This is a genomic window from Shewanella sp. 2_MG-2023 (assembly GCF_030548905.1).
Taxonomy (GTDB): domain Bacteria; phylum Pseudomonadota; class Gammaproteobacteria; order Enterobacterales; family Shewanellaceae; genus Shewanella; species Shewanella electrodiphila.
The window spans coordinates 72,041-90,670 of record NZ_JAUOSO010000020.1; the positions used below are offsets into that span (position 1 = coordinate 72,041).

Sequence of the window (18,630 nt, forward strand, 5' to 3'; positions counted from 1 at the left end):
AACAGGCCGTTTTTTTATGTCTGATCAAAATTTAGAAAAACTGATTGAAATATTGTCAATAAAGTTTCGATTGATTATAATTATCTTTCGAAACGAAACTTTTGGTAGTTATGAATAAACGTAATACACAGCAACGTAGACATAATATTATTAGCATCTTATCCCAACAAGGTGAGGTAAGTGTCGATGAGTTATCGTTACGCTTTGAAACTTCAGAAGTTACCATTCGAAAGGATTTAGCAACGTTAGAAGAAGCTGGATTACTGCTGCGCCGTTATGGTGGTGCTATTGCTGTGCCTGATGAGGTTACGCAGCAATTTAGCGCTAAGATTGCGCCGAATAAGCTATCTATTGCCAAAAAAGCCGCGCAGCTTATTACAGATCATAATCGAATTCTCATTGATAGTGGCAGCACGACATCGGGTTTGATCCAACAATTAGATAATAAGCGCGGCTTATTAGTTATGACTAACTCATTGCAACTCGCGAATGCTGTTAGAGAACTGGAGAATGAACCAACATTATTGATGACCGGTGGCACCTGGGATCCCCACTCTGAATCCTTCCAAGGGCAAATAGCTGAACAAGTATTACGTTCTTATAATTTTGACCAACTGTTTATTGGAGCTGACGGCATTGATCTTGAGCGTGGAACGACTACGTTTAATGAATTAACAGGCTTAAGTAAAGTGATGGCTGAGGTTTCTCGCGAAGTGATTGTCATGCTTGAGTCAGATAAATTTGGCCGCAGGATCCCTAACTTAGAGTTAGCTTGGGAAAGCATCAGTGTTCTGGTATCAGATGACCGACTACCAGACGATATGGTCGAAAAAATTACTCAATATGGCGTCAAAGTATTATTGGCTCCATATAAAAAATAAATCAAATTACTTTTAATATTAGATTTCTAAATTAAGTGCAAAAATAGGTATTAAATTATGTGCGGAATTGTTGGCGCGGTAGCGCAAAGGGATGTTGCTGAAATTTTAGTTGAAGGTTTGAAACGCCTTGAATATCGCGGATATGATTCTGCAGGTGTCGCGATTATTAACCAAGGTGAATTGGGTCGCACTCGCCGAGTGGGTAAAGTTCAAGAACTTGATGATGCTTTGACTGAACAATCGTTAGTTGGTGGCACTGGTATTGCTCATACTCGCTGGGCAACTCATGGTGAACCAAGTGAGCGTAATGCACATCCACATTTATCTGAAGGTGATATTGCTGTAGTACATAACGGAATTATTGAAAATCACAATAAATTACGTGAGGTGCTCAAAGGCTTGGGTTACAGCTTTAGCTCTGACACTGACACAGAAGTTATTTGTCATCTCGTACATCATGAATTAAAAACACATGACACCTTACTTGCAGCTGTTCAAGCTACTGTTAAGCAACTTGAAGGTGCTTACGGAACTGTTGTTATCGACCGTCGTGACAGCGAACGTATGATTGTTGCTCGTAGTGGTAGCCCATTAGTTGTGGGCTATGGACTAGGTGAAAACTTTGTTGCTTCAGATCAATTAGCATTATTACCAGTGACACGTTCTTTTGCATTTTTAGAAGAAGGTGATGTTGCTGAAATTACTCGTCGTGAAGTGAGTATCTTTGATGTTGATGGCAATGCGGTTGAGCGTGAAGTAAAAGAGTCAGAAGTGACTCATGATGCCGGCGATAAAGGTGAGTATCGTCATTACATGCTCAAAGAAATTTATGAGCAACCAACAGCGATAGCACATACACTTGAAGGTAGAATTGCTGCAGGTAAAGTATTGGACTCAGCTTTTGGTGAAAATGCTGCTGAGTTTTTAAAAGATATAAAGCATGTACAAATTATTGCCTGTGGCACGAGTTATCATGCTGGCATGGCCGCTCGTTATTGGTTAGAAGATTGGGCAGGTGTATCTTGTAACGTCGAGATTGCATCAGAGTTTAGGTACCGTAAGTCGCACATGTTTCCAAATAGCTTACTTGTCACCATTTCACAATCTGGCGAAACAGCTGATACGTTAGCGGCTATGCGTTTAGCTAAAGATATGGGCTACAAAGCCACATTGACGATCTGTAATGCACCAGGTTCTTCTTTAGTTCGTGAGTCTGACATGGCTTACATGATGAAAGCTGGTGTTGAAATTGGTGTGGCATCTACTAAAGCCTTTACAGTCCAACTTGCTGGCTTACTCATGTTGACTACAGCTATTGGCCGTCATAACGGTATGACTGAAGAGATGGAAACTGAAATAACTCAAAGCCTACAATCTATGCCAGCTAAAGTAGAACAAGCACTAAGCTTGGATGATGCCATTGCTGAATTAGCAGAAGACTTTGCTGATAAACATCACGCTTTATTCTTGGGCCGTGGCGATCAATATCCTATCGCAATGGAAGGAGCATTGAAGCTTAAAGAGATTTCCTACATTCATGCTGAAGCTTATGCATCGGGTGAATTAAAGCATGGTCCACTTGCGTTAATTGATGCGGATATGCCAGTCATTGTCGTTGCACCGAATAACGAACTACTGGAAAAGCTTAAATCAAACGTAGAAGAAGTCCGCGCTCGCGGTGGCCTTATGTATGTATTTGCAGATAAAGATGCGGAGTTTGAGTCTGACGACACCATGAAGGTTATTCCAGTACCACACTGTGATGAATTTATGGCGCCGCTTATCTACACTATTCCATTACAGTTATTGTCTTATCATGTTGCCTTAATTAAAGGGACGGATGTAGACCAACCACGTAACTTAGCTAAATCAGTGACAGTTGAATAAATTTAGCGTTTAAAGGTAAGTTTTAAAAAAAGCAGCCATTTATGGCTGCTTTTTTGTTTTTACTTTATAACCTGAAACACATATGGTTATCAGAATTTTAAAGTTGATTTGCACAAGTAACTACCCATAAAAATAAGGCTATAAAGTGATATTTGAGATAACACTGTTGTTCGTTGCTGGGATAATCGGCGGAATACTTAATTCTGTGGCGGGTGGCGGTAGTTTCGTGACATTTCCGGCATTAATGTTTGTCGGGGTTCCCCCTGTGATAGCTAATGCGACCAATACTTTCTCCTCTTTTTTTGGCTACCTTAGTGGCGTTTTCGCCTTCAGAAAAGAACTAAAAGGTCACGGCAAAGAAATTAAAATCATTGTTTTAACGAGTTTCATTGGTGGCGGGGTTGGTGCATGGCTATTGCTTTGGGCATCAGAAGACGTTTTTCAGAAAGCGATTCCATGGTTACTATTGTTTGCTACTTTGCTGTTTATATTCGGTAGTCAGATTAACCGTTTTGCTAAACAATTATCAAACCAAAGCCAATATGCTTCTAAGTTGGGTGCAGGCTTGTTGTTACTAGTGTTATTGGCTATCTGTGTTTACGGTGGTTTTTTTAATGCTGGTTTAGGGATAGTGGGGTTAAGTTATCTAGCGCTAGCTGGTCACACAAACATTAATGTCATGAACGGCATTAAGCTGGTTATTTCGTCTTCAGTGTCGCTTATTGCTATCATTTGGTTCATTTATAATGATGCAATAGCATGGTTTGAGGGGGGAATAGTGATGGTAGGTACACTTATTGGTGGTTATATATCTGCTGGTATTTCAATGCGTATTCCACAAAAGTTGATGCGCCAATTTGTCATTGTTATGAGTTGTCTCATTACGGCTTACTTCTTCATTAAGACCTATATCTGATTTAACGTCCCTACTTTATTTACAAAAAGGTCTCTTCAGTAGAGGTTTTTTCACTCTGTTTTGAATATAAAAACATCAATTATCTGTAGTTAATTTTCAGAAAAGATCCTAAAAGTTCGCTTTTATCATTATCGCTTATTGGTCTGTATAGATATCTAATAACGCTTTCTTGTTGTTCATATATTGCGATTGTTTTGAGTTGGTTTTAATTGTGGTTTTTGGGTTGCTTTTGAGTAGGTAGGGTTGTTAGTTTAAGGCGTTTTTTTGTCCTGTTTTTATAGCTTTTCTTTGTGAGTATAAAAATGTAATTCAAGTTGATACAAATAGCTTGAGTCCCGTTACTGCCCCGATACACTGCAAGCATCTAAATGCTTAATGAGTAAAAAATGTATGGAAGTTTTCATCAGTTTATTGGGTATGTGCGCATTGATCGGATTGGCCGTTTTATTGTCTGAACGTCGAAGTGCAATTAACCCAAGAACGGTTCTCGGCGCACTCGCCTTTCAAGTAGCATTTGGCGCTTTTGTGATGTATTTGCCTATGGGGCAGACCTTGCTTGATGCAGCATCAAATGGTGTGATGCATGTAATTAATTACGGTAATGAAGGTTTAGCTTTTGTATTTGGTGATTTAGCCAAATTCAGTGTTGGTTTTATTTTCGTGATTAACGTGCTGTTTGTGGTGGTATTCATTAGTGCATTGATTGCAGTCTTGTATTACCTCGGCATTATGCAATTAATTATAGGTGTGATTGGTGGCGGGTTATCTAAGCTGTTAGGGACCAGTCGCGCTGAATCTCTTTCTGCTACTGCCAACATTTTTGTCGGACCTATCGAAGCACCATCTATGGTGCGTCCATTTGTAAAACATATGACTCGCTCAGAATTGTTTGCCGTGATGACAGGTGGGCTGGCTTCAGTTGCTGGTGGCACAATGATTGGCTATATCCAAATGGGCGTTGACATTAAGTATGTGTTAACCGCTGCATTTATGACGGCTCCAGCGGGTCTATTATTTGCCAAACTGATGTGGCCAGAAACTGAAACACCACGTAATGATATTAAAAAGGTCATGGAAGAGCAGGAAGACAAACCGACTAATGTATTAGATGCTGCAGCAAGTGGCGCTGCAATGGGGATGCAGCAAGTATTAGCTGTATCTGCACTATTAATTGCTTTTGTTGGTTTAATCGCCATGGTTAATGGTTTGATTGGTGGTATCGGTGGCTGGTTTGGCTACGCTGAACTCACCATGCAAGCGATATTGGGTTACTTCCTTGCACCATTAGCTTGGTTGATGGGAGTACCTTGGAGTGAGGCAACCCAAGCGGCATCATTTATTGGCCAGAAAATGGTGATTAATGAATTTGTTGCCTACATTGATTTCTTAAAAGTCGCTGATGACTTATCGCCAAAAACTCAAATTATTATCAGCTTTGCTTTGTGTGGTTTTGCCAACCTTGGTTCATTAGCAATGGTAATAGGTGGTTTAGCGGCTTTGTGCCCTGAGCGTCGTCATGACTTGAGTGCTATTGGCATGAAAGCCTTAATTGCTGCAGCGCTTGCCAACTTAATGAGCGGCACTATTGCTGGCTTACTATTTAGCCTAGCAAATTAATTTTAACTGTATGTTATGCCTGTTGAGATAACAGGCTTTATCGGAGTAACAAGATGACCCCACATATCAACGCCCCAGAAGGTGCATTTGCAAAAACTGTGTTAATGCCTGGCGATCCTTTGCGTGCTAAATATATTGCGGAGAATTTTTTAGATAACCCAAGGCTTGTGACCGATGTGCGCAACATGTTGGGTTATACAGGCGAATATAATGGTAAAACTATTTCAGTAATGGGTTCAGGTATGGGGATCCCTTCGATTTCCATATATGCCAAAGAATTGATTACTGAGTATGGTGTTGAAAATATCATTCGTATTGGTTCATGTGGTGCAATTAGTGACAGTATTAAACTCATGGATGTAGTTATTGCAATGGGGGCAAGTACAGACTCAGCAGTTAACCGTACACGTTTTGCTAATACTGATTTTGCGATGATTGCCGACTATGGTTTATTACGCTTAGCGACAGATGCAGCGGAAAAACAAGGGGCGAATTACCATGTCGGTAACTTGTACTCTTCTGATTTATTCTACTGTGAAGATGAAAGCCGTTACGACTTAATGGAGAAATACGGCATTTTAGGTGTCGAAATGGAAGCCGCTGGCTTATACGGTGTTGCAGCAGAATATGGTGCTCGTGCACTTGCAATGATGACAGTGACTGACCATATAAGACAAGGTCTTCACTTAACAGCTGAAGAACGTCAGCAAACGCTTAATGAAATGATTAAGCTAACTTTAGAGGCAGTTAGTCATATCGAATAACTGCGTTAGTTTAGTTTTAACATGTAAAATGCCGGACTTATTTCTACAGAGGTGAGTCCGGCATTGTTGTTTTATCTGCGATTAAATTAAATATTAAAAACCAAATTTTCCGTTACTGTTTTGCCATTCAGCTTGGGCAGGAATGGTTTCAATGGTGTCCCAATGCTCAACGATCTTTCCATTATCTAGGCGAAACAAATCATAAAAAGCGACGTGCTGGTTCATGAATGTTCCTTCGCTAATGGAAAGCACAAAGTTGCCTTCTCCGAGTACTTTATGGTTTTTGGTCACAATCATAGGCATATTAGCTGCGGCAAGTTCACCTAAAGCTTTGCCTAACCCGCTTAGACCATCTGCAATTGCTGGGTTGTGTTGGATATAAGCATTGTCGTCATTATCAATAAATTGATTAATCTTGCTCATATTGCCTTCCATTAATATTGTTGCGACAAAATCAGCGACAATTGCTTTATTCGAATCTGTTTTATCTAAATCTGTTATTTCCGTCGCGCCATCAAGTTGGGTTCTGCCACTTGGGTTGCTTGGTGTTATTGCTTGAAGATTGTCCCAGTGCTCAACAATTTTTCCTTCTTCAAAGCGAAACACATCAAAGCCAACTTTAGGGCCAAAGAAATTATATTCAGTGTGGGTGAAGGTATATTCACCATCTTGGAATGCACGTTTAACTTTGGCTTTTGCGCTTCCTTCGGGAAGCTGCTGCAGCACCGCCCCAAAGCCTGCTAATCCATCTGCTACCGCTAAATTATGTTGGATATACTTTTCTGGGTTGATGTAACCAATGGCTGTTTGCTCGCCTGTTTCGATACTTGAGATTACCGCTACAGCTTTTTGCTTATTAGATAATGATTGAGCGCTTGAGTCTGCCATAGTTATTATTTCCTGATTTGATGTACATGCGATAAGGCTAAAGATACTGGCTGCTATAAGTGAATGTTTAATAAGGTTAGGTGTTGTCATTGTTTTGTCCTCAATTGGCTTGAGAGCAATATTAGAGATCAGTGGAGTAATTGGGCAGAGTGTATTTAAGTGTAAAAATGGTAAATATCGAACCTAAAGAAAGACGCTAGTGGTTAACTAACCTGCTTTAAAAACTGACTTGGTGTGATATTGGTTTGATTTTTGAAGTACTTAACAAAGTTGCTAGCATCGTCAAAACCAAAGTCATAAGCAATTTGCTGGGAAGGCTTTTTACTTATGACAATATGGCGTTTGATTTCTATAACGGTAAAAGCATCAATCATTTGTTTAGCTGTTAAGCCAGTTGCTAGCTTACAGATGTGGTTCAAGGTTTTATAAGTTGTATTAACTTGGTTGGCATACCAGCTTGCATCTCGAGTTTTACGGAAGTGTTGCTGCATTAACTCAAAAAAGCGTGCAAGTTTAACATTTTGATCTAACGACATTTTGTCATGTTTTGCTTCGGGTCGAACCCGGTGTAATATCAAAGCAAGAGCTGAAAATAAATACATGATAACTAATGGATCAGTTTGTGGGTGATTAACCTCTAATGTTATTTGTTCGATTAATAAATTGGCTCTCTGGCAAGTCGGTTGATCTAGATTGAATTGAGGTGAGTGTTGCTGGTTAAGGTGTGTTGGAGTGTACTTAGGTAAGCGCATATTGGCATGTACTTGATCTAAAAATGCTTGCGTAAAAATAAGTACTTTACCCTGCGGCTTAGCAGAGAAATCAAATGCATGGACCTGTTCTCGCTGGATCAGTAATACAGAACCAGCATTGAAAGAGTAATCATTGAAATCAATCATGTGCACTCCCTCGCCTTGCTCTATATAAATGAGCATAAAGAAATTCACTTTATGGGGGAGCTGTGGGTTGTGGTCGATATTGGCTCTTTGATATATCGAGGCGAGATCAATAACCTCGAGTTCTTCTTCATCTGATTGCTGATGGTTAAAGCCAATATCGGGTATATTCAATGTTAAACTCCACTAATATAATAATAAAAGTGTAGTGGAATTTAGCTGCGTCTAGCAAGTCATGAAATTGAAGCTCATCATTGCTAGGCTGCTTGATAATAAAATGATTAAGTGATTATCTCATTCCTAAATTCGCAACGCTGCTGTCTTGAGTATATTGTATGGCTTCTTTGCATAAATTAAATTTGTTGTCTTCATCTGACGCTTCGAATTTTGCAATATATAAATCTAATTCATCGCTTGTGCGTTGTGTCATCATCATTTCTTCAATACCTGTTTTATATTTATCAGCCATTAATTTTTTGATGATAGCTGTTTGGCTTGCTGACTCTTCAGATTCAATGTCACTATAAAATACATCGCAGATCATTAATCCTGCCATGCCAATAGCATCTTCTGTTGATAGTTGTTGAGCGGCTGATACTGGTGGCCCTATAAGTAAACAGCTAGCAATAGCGACTGAGCTCAATCTTTTCATTTGTTACCTCTTTTCACACTAAAAAACGTTCTATAAAAATCGAGTTTATGATTAGAAATATTAGCTAGAAATCAGTAGATGTATTGATACTTAACTCAATAGGTTGGCAGGTTTTAGAGTTTTTTATTTATTAAATGACTCAGTTTATTGAACTTGAGCTAACAATTATGTTGCAGCTATAAATGTCGTGAAAAAGATTATTGATAAAGGGTGACGTATCTTCATCAGGATCTAAGTCATTTCATGGTGACTTTACCGCCAATCATTTTAAATGCAGGGGTGCCACGGACTAAACAATCTCTAGCAAAGGTGATGCTGCAATTAGGGCAAACACAAGCGGTTTTGGTGTAGTCATCGACAATACGCTCTTTAAAGCACTTCACTAACGCACCTTTTCCGCTTTTGCGGTACTTAAACAACTGGGCTTTACATTTAGCACAGAAAATATCAACGGTGCGGCTTGGGCCTTTCGGGTTGGGTTTTGCCACAATTAACTCATTCAAAGTTAGAGAGTTGCACTAACAACTCTTAGGTTCATTTTTTTACTGTTTGATTTTTCTTAAAAACGATAACCTAAACTCGTGGTATAGGAATGTGTTTCAATAATATCTAAATCTTGATACGAGTATATTACAGCAAGCTCAAGTCCCATATTAAAATCAAAACGCCATCCGATAGAGGCTAATAAACCATTTCCATCGACAGTGTCATTAATTCCTGAACTATCTTCTCTATAGTCAGTCGCATCGATCGAGTAATCAGTGACGCCAAGCTTGAGTACTAAGCGATTTCTAAGTGATAGTGGGTAAGAGTAGACTGCAGCAATACGGAAACTTTCAGCGTCATTTAAGGAGTATTTATCAAATGCAGAGTCAAACCAATTGGTAAAAGTTACATCCTGGTGTCTATAGCCAACTTCAGCGCCCCAATAATTATCAAACTGATATCGATATGCAAAGTCATAATTAAGCTCAAAATCATTATTACCCTGATCCATTTCTCCACTTAAAAAGCCCATGCCAGCTCCAGCACTGATGACATGGTGCGCTTCATCTGTAGCTGCTTGAACTAAAGGGGATGTGAGTAAGGCAGCTGTAATAAATATGTACTTCATTTTAAAATCCTTTTTAAATTGTCCTTTTATTATCAATATACTAAAACATACTATAGACCGATAAAAAAGCCCCCATAGCAATGGAGGCTTTATATCTATATATCAGTGATTAATATTAACCAAACTCACCGCTAACATACCCTTGAGTACGTGCGTCTTGGGGATTATTAAATACTTGATGTGTTTCGCCTTGTTCAACCAACTCACCCATCCAAAAGAACGCGGTTCTATCTGAAATACGCTTTGCCTGGTTCATTGAATGGGTCACAATTACGATGGTGAACTTTTTGCGTAACTCATCCATTAACTCTTCAATTTTATGGGTCGCAATTGGATCAAGCGCACTGGTTGGCTCGTCCATTAAGATGACCTCTGGCTCCATAGCAATAGCACGGGCAATACAAAGACGTTGTTGTTGACCACCTGAAAGACCAAACGCTGGCGTATTCAAGCGATCCTTCACTTCTTCCCATAATGCTGCGCCGCGAAGTGATTCTTCTACTACTTGATCAATTACTTTTTTATCTTTAACGCCTTGAGCTTTTAGACCAAAAGCAATGTTTTCATAAATACTCATTGGGAATGGGTTTGGTTTTTGAAAAACCATACCAACACGCATTCTTAAGTTTTTAACGTCTACATCGGCATAAATATCTTCGCCTTCAAATGCGACAGTACCAGTGATTTTTACGCCCGCAACCAAATCATTCATTCGATTTAAAGTACGAAGTAGCGTTGATTTACCACACCCAGAAGGACCAATTAATGCAGTGACTTGGCGTGATGGGATATTGATTGAAATATCTTTTAGTGCGTGGTTCTCACCGTAGAATAAATCTAAGTTGTTTACTTCAAGTTTGTTCATTTTCAGGCCTTTATCTAACACGACTTTTTACGTGTTATTGCTATTTGTTTATGACTATTTGCGTATTGATTAAGATTGTTTATTTAATCGGGTCGCAATCACTTTGGTTGTTAAATTCAATACCAGTACTAATACAATCAATATGGTTGCAGTTGCGTAGGCTTGATCCCACTCATGTTGAGTAAATAACTCTTGGGTTAACTTATATAAATGAACGGTCAATGTTCGGCCTGAATCTAATACTGATTCAGGAATTTGAGTCACCATACCTGCGGTTAAAAATACCGGTGCAGACTCTCCAATAACGCGGCCAGTACTTAAAATGACTGACGTGACAATACCTGGTAAAGCGCTCGGTAAAATGAGACGCCAAATGGTGTAGATTTTACTGCTTCCTAGCGCATAACCGCCTTCACGGTAACTCATAGGAACAGCCATTAATGCTTCTTCAGTGGTTCGGATAATCACGGGTAAAATGAGCATTGCGAGTGTTAGTGCACCTGAAAGGATAGAGAAACCAAGTCCTAAGGTAGTCACAAAGAATGTCATACCGAATAAACCGTAAACAATAGAAGGAATACCCGCTAATGATTCAGTACAAAAACGAATGACTTGCACGAACTTACTGCCAGGAGCCGCGTATTCAGTTAAGTAAATTGCCGTCATAATGCCTATAGGCGCAGCAAAAGCTAATGAAAGTAGCACCATATAAACGGTTGAAACAATCATTGCCCATATACCTGATGCTTCACCGATTCGGGTATAAGAACCAGTGATAAATTCCCAGCTTACATGGCTTAAACCATTAGATAAGATGTGCCATACCACCCATAGTAAAAATAAGATGGTGATGCCTGCTGCTGCCCAAATAGCGCCATGCAGCAATTTATCTTGGTTTTCTCTCGATAGTAATGATTTCGAGTCTTTCAGTGTCGAAATAGTCGAGTTTGATTGAGTAAACTTAGACATGATTAGTAAGCTCTCTTGCGGTTTAGATATAACAGTGAACCGTTAAGCAATACGATAAATGCTAATAGCACGATACCGGTAGCATATAAGGCACTTGAGTGGATGCCTGTTGCATAGGACATTTCCATCGCGATATTTGCAGTTAATGTTCTTGCTGGTTCAAGCAATGAGCCTGGCATTGCTGGTGCATTCCCCATCACCATGATAATTGCCATCGTTTCGCCAATAGCGCGCGCAACGCCTAAAGCTACACCAGTTAAGATGCCACTTTTAGCCGCGGGGATGAGTACTTTAAAAATGCTGTAAACATGTGATGCCCCAAGTGCTAATGCGCCTTCTTTGTATACCGAAGGCAATGCTCTAATTGAGGTTTCTGAAATAGTAATTACAGTTGGCAATATCATAATCGCCAACACAATGATCCCCGCTAAAACTGTGTTACCTGCAGGAATATTAAATAGGGTTTCGATAGCTGGAACAATAATCACCAACCCGAAAAAACCGTAAACAACAGATGGAATACCTGCCAGTAACTCTACGGCCGGTCTTACTAAGTCTGCTAGCCATTTAGGTGCTATTTCAGCAAGGAATACCGCAGTAAGGATGGCAATAGGAACACCGATAATAACTGCGCCTGCAGTTGAGATTATCGAGGCGACTATCATTGGGAAAATGCCGTATAGCGCTGGTGGCAACCACTCTTTACCTGTTACAAACTCGGTTACTCCAGCTTCTTTGAATGCTGGTAAACCTTCATTAAATACAAACCATCCAATGGTAGAAACGGATAGAACGCCAACCATAGCGCAACATAGGAATAGACCATGAAAGAAGATTTCTTTTATGTCCACGGTGTTCTTAGGTGCAAGTTGTAGTCCTGTAGATTGGACTTTAGTTGCTGTATTCATCATATGCCTCAGGGTCGTACTGATGATTAAATCATTTAAATATTTGTAGAAACTACAAATGAGGAGCGCAAGCTCCTCTTAAAAACTTAGTTGTAATTATTACTGAACGCGGATGTAACCTTCTTCAGCAACAATGCTTTGACCATCTTCAGACATGATGAAGTCGATAAAGCCTTCTGCGTTCGGGTGTGGTTTGTTATTCACTAATACGATGAAAGGGCGAGCAATTTGATAGTCGCCAGCTGCGATGTTTGAATCACTTGCTTCAACACCGTCAACATTTAAGGCGCGTAGTGAGTCATCAACACTGCCCAATGAGATATAGCCGATTGCAAATGGGTTGTTAGCAACGATGGTCTTGATCATACCGTTACCGTTACCTACCTGAGCAGTTGGTGTAATAGCCGTTACTTTGTGGCCATTAACCGTACGTTGTAGCTTCATGATTTCTTCAAATGCGCCACGAGTACCTGATCCGTTTTCTCGAGTAACGACAACGATTGGGCGAGACTCACCGCCAACTTCGCTCCAGTTTTTGATTTCGCCGCGATAGATTTTTGAAATTTGTTCTTGAGTTAAGTTCTGAACAGGGTTTGCTTTGTTTACTGCTGCAGCAATACCATCACGAGCAATAACGATTTCTTTTGTTGTATCGTTTAACTCATTCTCTTTAACGTTACGAGAAGACATACCAATCATGCTGGTGCCGTCTTTCGCTGCACGAATACCAGCAGAAGAGCCAGTGCTTTGTACTTCAACGTTCTTTTTAGCAGTGTTTTGATAGTTCTCTGCTAGCACTTCCATAACGTGTGCAACAGATGTTGAGCCAGATACTGTTACAGTACCAGCTTGAACAAGAGGTGCCGTCATTAAGCCAACAGCAGTTAATAAACCAATCACTTTTTTCATCACAAATTCCACTTATTATTTGTTTCAATATCCGTCTTGGATATCTGAAGTTAGGGTGCTTCTTTCAACGCTGTAATTTGAAGCGAGTGCATTAAGACAGATCAATATGACAGTAAAGTTACAGTGGAATGGGGTGCTTTATTTTCTATGTTACGCATCTAAGGTTATGTTTTTTATATGTTACTTAAATGTTGGTGCTTGTGGTTTGTTAACTATAATTTAGCAAAAAGATATGAGGTTTTCTTAAGTGAGGCTAAAGTTTTGTAGTGCGCAGCCTGGCTGTTTTTTTGTCCGTTAGGTGTAGAAATTTAACTGACTGAATAGTTTTGTGTTAATAGTTGTTTAAGGCTATTTTAAGCTTAGCTGTAAGAAAAGTGCTATATTGTGCGCAAACTAATATTGGTTAATTATTTTATTAAAGTTTTATTACAGTCGTGCTTTATAGTCCGTTAAGTTATAAGACTCTCTACCTTTATAACTTTGGCTTTTACTCCAAAAAGCTAATCCATCAAAATGCGCTTATTCAATTCCTAAAGGTGGCTTTATGACAACCGAGATGATCATGATTGGAATGTCTATTCTGATTGTTATTGGCATTCTATTACATCACCCATCTCGTACGCTTGGTATTCCGTCGCTATTTATCTTCATGGGCGTTGGCTTATCACTGGGTAATGGTGAGTTTAACTTTGTATATGACAATTTAGACAAAACGGCTTGGATAGGTGGGCTTGCTTTAAATGTGATTGTTTTTGTGGGGGGCTTAAACACCTCAACAGCAAAAATTAAGGTGGCATATAAAGAGGGCGGAGTATTAGCCTCGTTTGGGGTTGTTTTTACTACGATTATATTTGCTGCAATACTGTACTTATTACTCGATTTTAATTTTATTACCTGTTTGTTGTTCGCGGCAGTCGTGTCATCAACCGATGCTGCAGCTGTGTTTTCAATTTTGGAATCTAAAAAACTCAAGTTAAAAGAAGAAACCGATACGGTTTTGGAATTTGAATCAGCAACCAATGACCCTGTAGCTATGCTAATGGTGATTGTGCTGACAGAAATGGCGCTTTCATCGACGCAATCAGTGACACTGTCGTCGTTAAGCTTAGATTTAGTCACTCAGATATTGGTCGCGGTAGTTGTTGGCTTTTTGATTGGTAAAATTGCAGTGACCTTATTGAGTAAAATAAGCTTATCTGAATACGGGCTCATTCCTGTGTTTGTCTTGGCGAGTTTTATTATTGCGACTTATGGTGCGGAATTAATGGGAGGCAATATTCTATTGGCTTCTTACATTGCTGGTGTGGTGATTGGTAATGGGATTAAACGTGGTCAGCAGGTTAATTTGCACTTCTTTAACAGCCTATCGTGGTTAGCACAGGCATTGATGTTTATTGTATTGGGACTACAGATTTTCCCACAAACATTAATGACCGTATTTTGGGCGTCTATTATCCCTGGTTTATTATTAATTTTTGTCGCAAGGCCATTAGCCGTGCAACTGTGCTATTTACCTTTTGTAAAAGCAACCTGGAAAAAACGACTATTTATATCCATGATCGGTTTAAAAGGCGCAACGCCAATTGTGTTTGCACTTATACCTGCAGCAGCAGGCGTACCTGGCGCGATTGATATCGTGCATATGGTGTTCTTTTTTGTATTGTTCTCTATCTTTATTCAAGGTGGCGCAATCGCACCGTTAGCTAAAAAGTTGGGTTTAGAGAAAGAAACTCCGCCAAAATAGCTTCGCTATAACGCTTTCAATCAGAACAAAGATTATGAAACAGCAATACTGGCCAAGTCATTATTAGCTGTTTCATTTGCTTCAATGCGATTCCAGACTTTGTCATGGAAATAAAACACCACTGTATTCACTGCAGGTTCAATTAAAGCGACCGCCCCACCAATGACAATACTGCCTGTTAGTAGGTAGGTAATCGTAAAAGCGACGCTGAAATGTAAAATTGCGAAAGAGATAGTTTTTTTCATGATTAAAGCCTTTTCAGTATTGGTGTTGATTTGATTTAAATGATAACAGTTCTTATTATCATTTAAAGTGTTTTTTACCAATTAAGACGAAAGGTTTATTCGATTAAGGTTTTGTAGGTGTATTTTTTTATACTAAAAACAAATAAAATCAGAGTTTTGGTGGGTTTTATTCATGTTTATGCTCAGAAGAAACATTGGGAAGTTAGATAAACCCTCTCAATAATTGCAGAGGGTTTATCTTTGAAGCTAGATTAGTGAGCGAGTGGCGTTAATAATGCCAAGGGAATTTAGAAAAATCCTGATCGCGTTTTTCAAGGAATGCATCACGGCCTTCTTGAGCTTCTTCAGTACCATAAGCAAGACGAGTTGCTTCACCTGCAAATAGTTGCTGACCCACTAAGCCGTCATCTGGCAAGTTAAAGCCATATTTAAGCATGCGCATTGCAGTAGGAGACTTACTATTGATTTCTTTTGCCCAAGATAATGCTTCAGTTTCTAGTTCGGCATGTGGTATAGAACGGTTTACCATGCCCATATCAAATGCTTCATCTGCAGTATAATTAAAACCAAGGAAGAAAATTTCACGAGCGCGTTTTTGGCCAATCATTTTAGCTAAGTAAGCACTGCCGTAACCTGAGTCAAAACTGCCTACATCCGGATCAGTCTGTTTGAATACCGCATGCTCTTTTGAGGCCAAGGTTAAATCACACACCACGTGTAAACTGTGGCCACCGCCAACAGCCCAACCAGGAACAACAGCAATAACCACTTTAGGCATAAAGCGGATGAGTCGCTGTACTTCTAATATATGTAGACGACCCATACGTGCGACATCAGGTTTACCTTCTTCTGCACCTTCATATTTATAGCCATCTTTGCCACGAATACGCTGATCGCCGCCAGCACAGAAAGAATGCTGTCCCTTAGCCGAAGGGCCGTTTCCAGTAATTAACACACAACCAACATCAGACCATTGGCGAGCATGATCTAGTGCGGTGTAGAGCTCGTCTACGGTTTTAGGGCGAAAAGAGTTAAGACAATCGGGACGATTAATCGCAATCCTTACTGTGCCTTGGTCTTTTGCGCGATGGTAAGTGATGTCTTCAAAGTCGAAGTCGCTTACTGTGTTCCAAAGTGATGGGTCGAAAATATCGGAAACCTGTTGAGTCATTTTACTAGCCTTTTTCAATCGAATATCCAAAGGCTAGGCTGAATTAAATCTCAGGTCAATTGACAGATGTCAGGAAAGTTAAATTTATATCTTGTCACAGATTAATTGCAGGTTTTCTTTGCCAATAACTGGGTGTCTAGCACCAAAGCCGCAGTAGTCATCTTTAAATGCTGCCACAGTACTATTATCAGTAAAGATAGCTTTGAATTCAGAGGCCTCTTTGTCTGAAAGTCTTTCTATTACACCTGAAGGAATTGCAATAACCTTCTCACTCTTTCTTATGATCTTTGTGCCTGTCATTGATGTCACCTTGTCATCAGCGCTGTTTATGACAGACTGAATTTCAGCAATAGGTTCATCTAATTTATTTGTTTCGGTCGCAAAGTAGTAAATAACACCGCCAATCAGTGCAATAAGGATCCAGCCTCTCATCATTTAGTCCAATTAAAGTGAATAACCATGAATAATACGAGTATAATATACTCAATTAACACTCTATATACGAGTGTGTAGCAGTTAATAGGTTTTTTTGACTAAAAACGATAACTTATATTTGGTAACTGCCACTTTCTTTGCCCCTTTTATAAGTAGTAAGGCATTAAGATGACACAAGAATCTACACCTAAAGATTACGCCAAACAAAAACGGATTAAAATCCACCAACCCGATGCCAGTAAGGCAGATAGATTTAATCCGAGTAATAGTATTTATGTTCGCGCAGTGACAGGTTTATGGACGACTGTTAGAAGGCGTATTGGCTGGGCAACCATGTCATTCTTTTTAATACTACCTTGGCTGCCTTGGGGAGATCGCCAAGCGGTTTGGTTTAACCTAGCAGAACAGAAGTTTCATATTTTTGGGCTGACTATTTGGCCACAGGATTTAACCTTACTCGCAGCACTCTTTACGATTGCTGCATTTGGCTTGTTTTTTGTGACGACTTATCTTGGGAGGGTATGGTGTGGCTACACGTGTCCGCAAACCGTGTGGACCTTTATCTTTATTTGGTTTGAAGAAAAATTTGAAGGCGCACGTAATAAGCGCATTAAATTAGACCAAATGCCATGGAGCTTTAATAAGCTATGGCGAAAAACCGCCAAACACACCTCCTGGATACTCATCTCATTATTAACTGCAATGACCTTTGTGTCGTATTTCGTACCAAGTCGCGAGGTGTATATAGATGTATTTACCTTAAATGCTGATCTAAGCATTTATTTTTGGGTGGTGTTTTTTACCTTTGCTACTTACGGTAATGCAGGTTGGATGCGCGAAATTATGTGTATCCACATGTGCCCATATGCCCGATTCCAAGCGGCGATGTTTGATAAGAACACTTATATAGTGGGTTACGATAGTAAACGTGGTGAAACCAGAGGGCCGAGATCTCGTAAAGCTGACCATAAAGAAATGGGCTTGGGAGACTGCATTGATTGTGACTTGTGCGTGCAAGTTTGCCCGACTGGTATCGATATTCGCAATGGACTTCAATACGAGTGTATTAACTGCGGAGCCTGTATTGATGCCTGTGACACTACAATGGAGCGCATGGGCTATGACAAAGGCTTAATTAGTTATACAACCGAAAATAAGCTGGAAGATGTAAAAGAGACGATCGTAAGACCAAAACTGATAGGTTACGGCGTAGCATTAACAGTGATGATATTAGTGTTCGTTTATGCCAGTGCCACAATCGCACCTTTGCGTATGGATGTGATTCGTGATCGAAACGCCCTTTACCGTATCACTAATGATGGTTTAGTTGAAAATACCTATACTTTGAAACTGCTCAACAAGACCGAACAAGCTCAAGAGTATCAACTTTCAATGGACGGTTTAGAAGGATATGAGTGGAATGGACCAAAACAAGTTGCAATCAAAGCGGGTGAAGTATTAACACTACCTATTAGTATTGCAGTAGATCCTGGCCAATTGGAACGAACAGTGACAAAAATTAACTTAGTCGTTGACGCCAACATTGAAGGTAAAGCAGTGACTATTAAACAAGAATCAAGATTCTTTGGTGAATAAATGCTGCTATAGCTGGATTAAGGGACTATTTAGTCCCTTTTTTATGCGTTTCGTTTAAAAGTTCATCTGTCATTCATATTTCTGTCATTTTCTTTTAAAAAGCCCTTGCGCGAAAATCTGATTTGCCTATAATGCGCATCCACTGACACGGCAGAGCGCAATAGCGAAACACT

19 protein-coding genes are annotated in these 18,630 nt (G+C 39.7%); 7 read left to right on the forward strand and 12 right to left on the reverse strand.

Going from position 1 to position 18,630, the window contains the following annotated elements:
- Positions 1 to 110 precede the first annotated feature (110 nt).
- The 5 genes from Q4600_RS17990 to deoD all read left to right on the forward strand — a co-directional run bounded on the left by Q4600_RS17990 (position 111) and on the right by deoD (position 6,065).
- The gene (locus Q4600_RS17990; RefSeq protein WP_303517392.1) at positions 111 to 881 is read left to right on the forward strand and encodes a DeoR/GlpR family DNA-binding transcription regulator; all 771 of its coding nucleotides are present in this window, start codon (positions 111 to 113) and stop codon (positions 879 to 881) included.
- A 57-nt stretch (positions 882 to 938) separates the two neighbouring features.
- The gene (gene glmS, locus Q4600_RS17995) at positions 939 to 2,768 is read left to right on the forward strand and encodes a glutamine--fructose-6-phosphate transaminase (isomerizing) (protein ID WP_303517389.1); all 1,830 of its coding nucleotides are present in this window, start codon (positions 939 to 941) and stop codon (positions 2,766 to 2,768) included.
- A 145-nt stretch (positions 2,769 to 2,913) separates the two neighbouring features.
- Complete coding sequence (locus Q4600_RS18000; protein WP_303517387.1) at positions 2,914 to 3,684, forward strand: sulfite exporter TauE/SafE family protein; 771 nt, start codon at positions 2,914 to 2,916, stop codon at positions 3,682 to 3,684.
- Positions 3,685 to 4,074: 390 nt separating this feature from the next.
- The gene (locus tag Q4600_RS18005) at positions 4,075 to 5,301 is read left to right on the forward strand and encodes a NupC/NupG family nucleoside CNT transporter (RefSeq protein WP_303517386.1); all 1,227 of its coding nucleotides are present in this window, start codon (positions 4,075 to 4,077) and stop codon (positions 5,299 to 5,301) included.
- Positions 5,302 to 5,354: 53 nt separating this feature from the next.
- Entirely contained in the window at positions 5,355 to 6,065 is a 711-nt protein-coding gene (deoD, locus tag Q4600_RS18010) for a purine-nucleoside phosphorylase (RefSeq protein ID WP_102529146.1), read from the forward strand.
- Positions 6,066 to 6,158: 93 nt separating this feature from the next.
- Here the strand turns inward: deoD and Q4600_RS18015 are convergent, their stop codons facing one another.
- The 9 genes from Q4600_RS18015 to Q4600_RS18055 all read right to left on the reverse strand — a co-directional run bounded on the left by Q4600_RS18015 (position 6,159) and on the right by Q4600_RS18055 (position 13,266).
- Positions 6,159 to 6,953 carry a nuclear transport factor 2 family protein gene (locus tag Q4600_RS18015; RefSeq protein ID WP_303517385.1) on the reverse strand — a complete coding sequence of 265 codons (795 nt, stop codon included), beginning with the start codon at positions 6,951 to 6,953 and terminating at the stop codon, positions 6,159 to 6,161.
- 203 nt (positions 6,954 to 7,156) lie between these two features.
- Positions 7,157 to 8,023, reverse strand: a complete 867-nt coding sequence (locus Q4600_RS18020; RefSeq protein WP_303517383.1) for a helix-turn-helix transcriptional regulator — start codon at positions 8,021 to 8,023, stop codon at positions 7,157 to 7,159.
- Between the two features lie 115 nt (positions 8,024 to 8,138).
- Positions 8,139 to 8,501, reverse strand: a complete 363-nt coding sequence (locus Q4600_RS18025; RefSeq protein ID WP_303517382.1) for a hypothetical protein — start codon at positions 8,499 to 8,501, stop codon at positions 8,139 to 8,141.
- Between the two features lie 236 nt (positions 8,502 to 8,737).
- A complete protein-coding gene (locus tag Q4600_RS18030; RefSeq protein WP_303517381.1) occupies positions 8,738 to 8,989 on the reverse strand; it encodes a hypothetical protein in 252 nt (83 codons plus the stop codon).
- Between the two features lie 71 nt (positions 8,990 to 9,060).
- A complete protein-coding gene (locus tag Q4600_RS18035; RefSeq protein WP_248956932.1) occupies positions 9,061 to 9,615 on the reverse strand; it encodes a porin family protein in 555 nt (184 codons plus the stop codon).
- Positions 9,616 to 9,730: 115 nt separating this feature from the next.
- Complete coding sequence (gene pstB, locus Q4600_RS18040) at positions 9,731 to 10,480, reverse strand: phosphate ABC transporter ATP-binding protein PstB (protein ID WP_303517379.1); 750 nt, start codon at positions 10,478 to 10,480, stop codon at positions 9,731 to 9,733.
- A gap of 69 nt (positions 10,481 to 10,549) precedes the next feature.
- A complete protein-coding gene (gene pstA / locus Q4600_RS18045; protein ID WP_248956931.1) occupies positions 10,550 to 11,449 on the reverse strand; it encodes a phosphate ABC transporter permease PstA in 900 nt (299 codons plus the stop codon).
- 2 nt (positions 11,450 to 11,451) lie between these two features.
- Positions 11,452 to 12,357: a phosphate ABC transporter permease subunit PstC gene (pstC, locus tag Q4600_RS18050; protein ID WP_102529153.1), complete on the reverse strand. Its 906-nt coding sequence runs from the start codon at positions 12,355 to 12,357 to the stop codon at positions 11,452 to 11,454.
- Between the two features lie 99 nt (positions 12,358 to 12,456).
- Positions 12,457 to 13,266: a phosphate ABC transporter substrate-binding protein gene (locus tag Q4600_RS18055; protein ID WP_229370958.1), complete on the reverse strand. Its 810-nt coding sequence runs from the start codon at positions 13,264 to 13,266 to the stop codon at positions 12,457 to 12,459.
- Positions 13,267 to 13,810: 544 nt separating this feature from the next.
- On the opposite strand from Q4600_RS18055, the gene Q4600_RS18060 reads away from it, so the two are divergent.
- The gene (locus Q4600_RS18060; RefSeq protein ID WP_102529155.1) at positions 13,811 to 15,010 is read left to right on the forward strand and encodes a potassium/proton antiporter; all 1,200 of its coding nucleotides are present in this window, start codon (positions 13,811 to 13,813) and stop codon (positions 15,008 to 15,010) included.
- A gap of 32 nt (positions 15,011 to 15,042) precedes the next feature.
- Here the strand turns inward: Q4600_RS18060 and Q4600_RS18065 are convergent, their stop codons facing one another.
- The 3 genes from Q4600_RS18065 to Q4600_RS18075 all read right to left on the reverse strand — a co-directional run bounded on the left by Q4600_RS18065 (position 15,043) and on the right by Q4600_RS18075 (position 16,861).
- A complete protein-coding gene (locus Q4600_RS18065; RefSeq protein WP_102529156.1) occupies positions 15,043 to 15,255 on the reverse strand; it encodes a DUF2061 domain-containing protein in 213 nt (70 codons plus the stop codon).
- Between the two features lie 268 nt (positions 15,256 to 15,523).
- Positions 15,524 to 16,426 (reverse strand): 1,4-dihydroxy-2-naphthoyl-CoA synthase, encoded by a 903-nt coding sequence (locus Q4600_RS18070; protein WP_229370956.1) that lies wholly within the window; start codon positions 16,424 to 16,426, stop codon positions 15,524 to 15,526.
- An 84-nt stretch (positions 16,427 to 16,510) separates the two neighbouring features.
- Positions 16,511 to 16,861, reverse strand: coding sequence for a hypothetical protein (locus Q4600_RS18075; RefSeq protein WP_303524423.1), 351 nt, complete (start codon positions 16,859 to 16,861; stop codon positions 16,511 to 16,513).
- A gap of 168 nt (positions 16,862 to 17,029) precedes the next feature.
- Here Q4600_RS18075 and ccoG point away from each other — a divergent pair, with 168 nt between their 5' ends.
- Positions 17,030 to 18,457, forward strand: coding sequence for a cytochrome c oxidase accessory protein CcoG (ccoG, locus tag Q4600_RS18080; protein ID WP_102529159.1), 1,428 nt, complete (start codon positions 17,030 to 17,032; stop codon positions 18,455 to 18,457).
- Positions 18,458 to 18,630 lie beyond the last annotated feature (173 nt).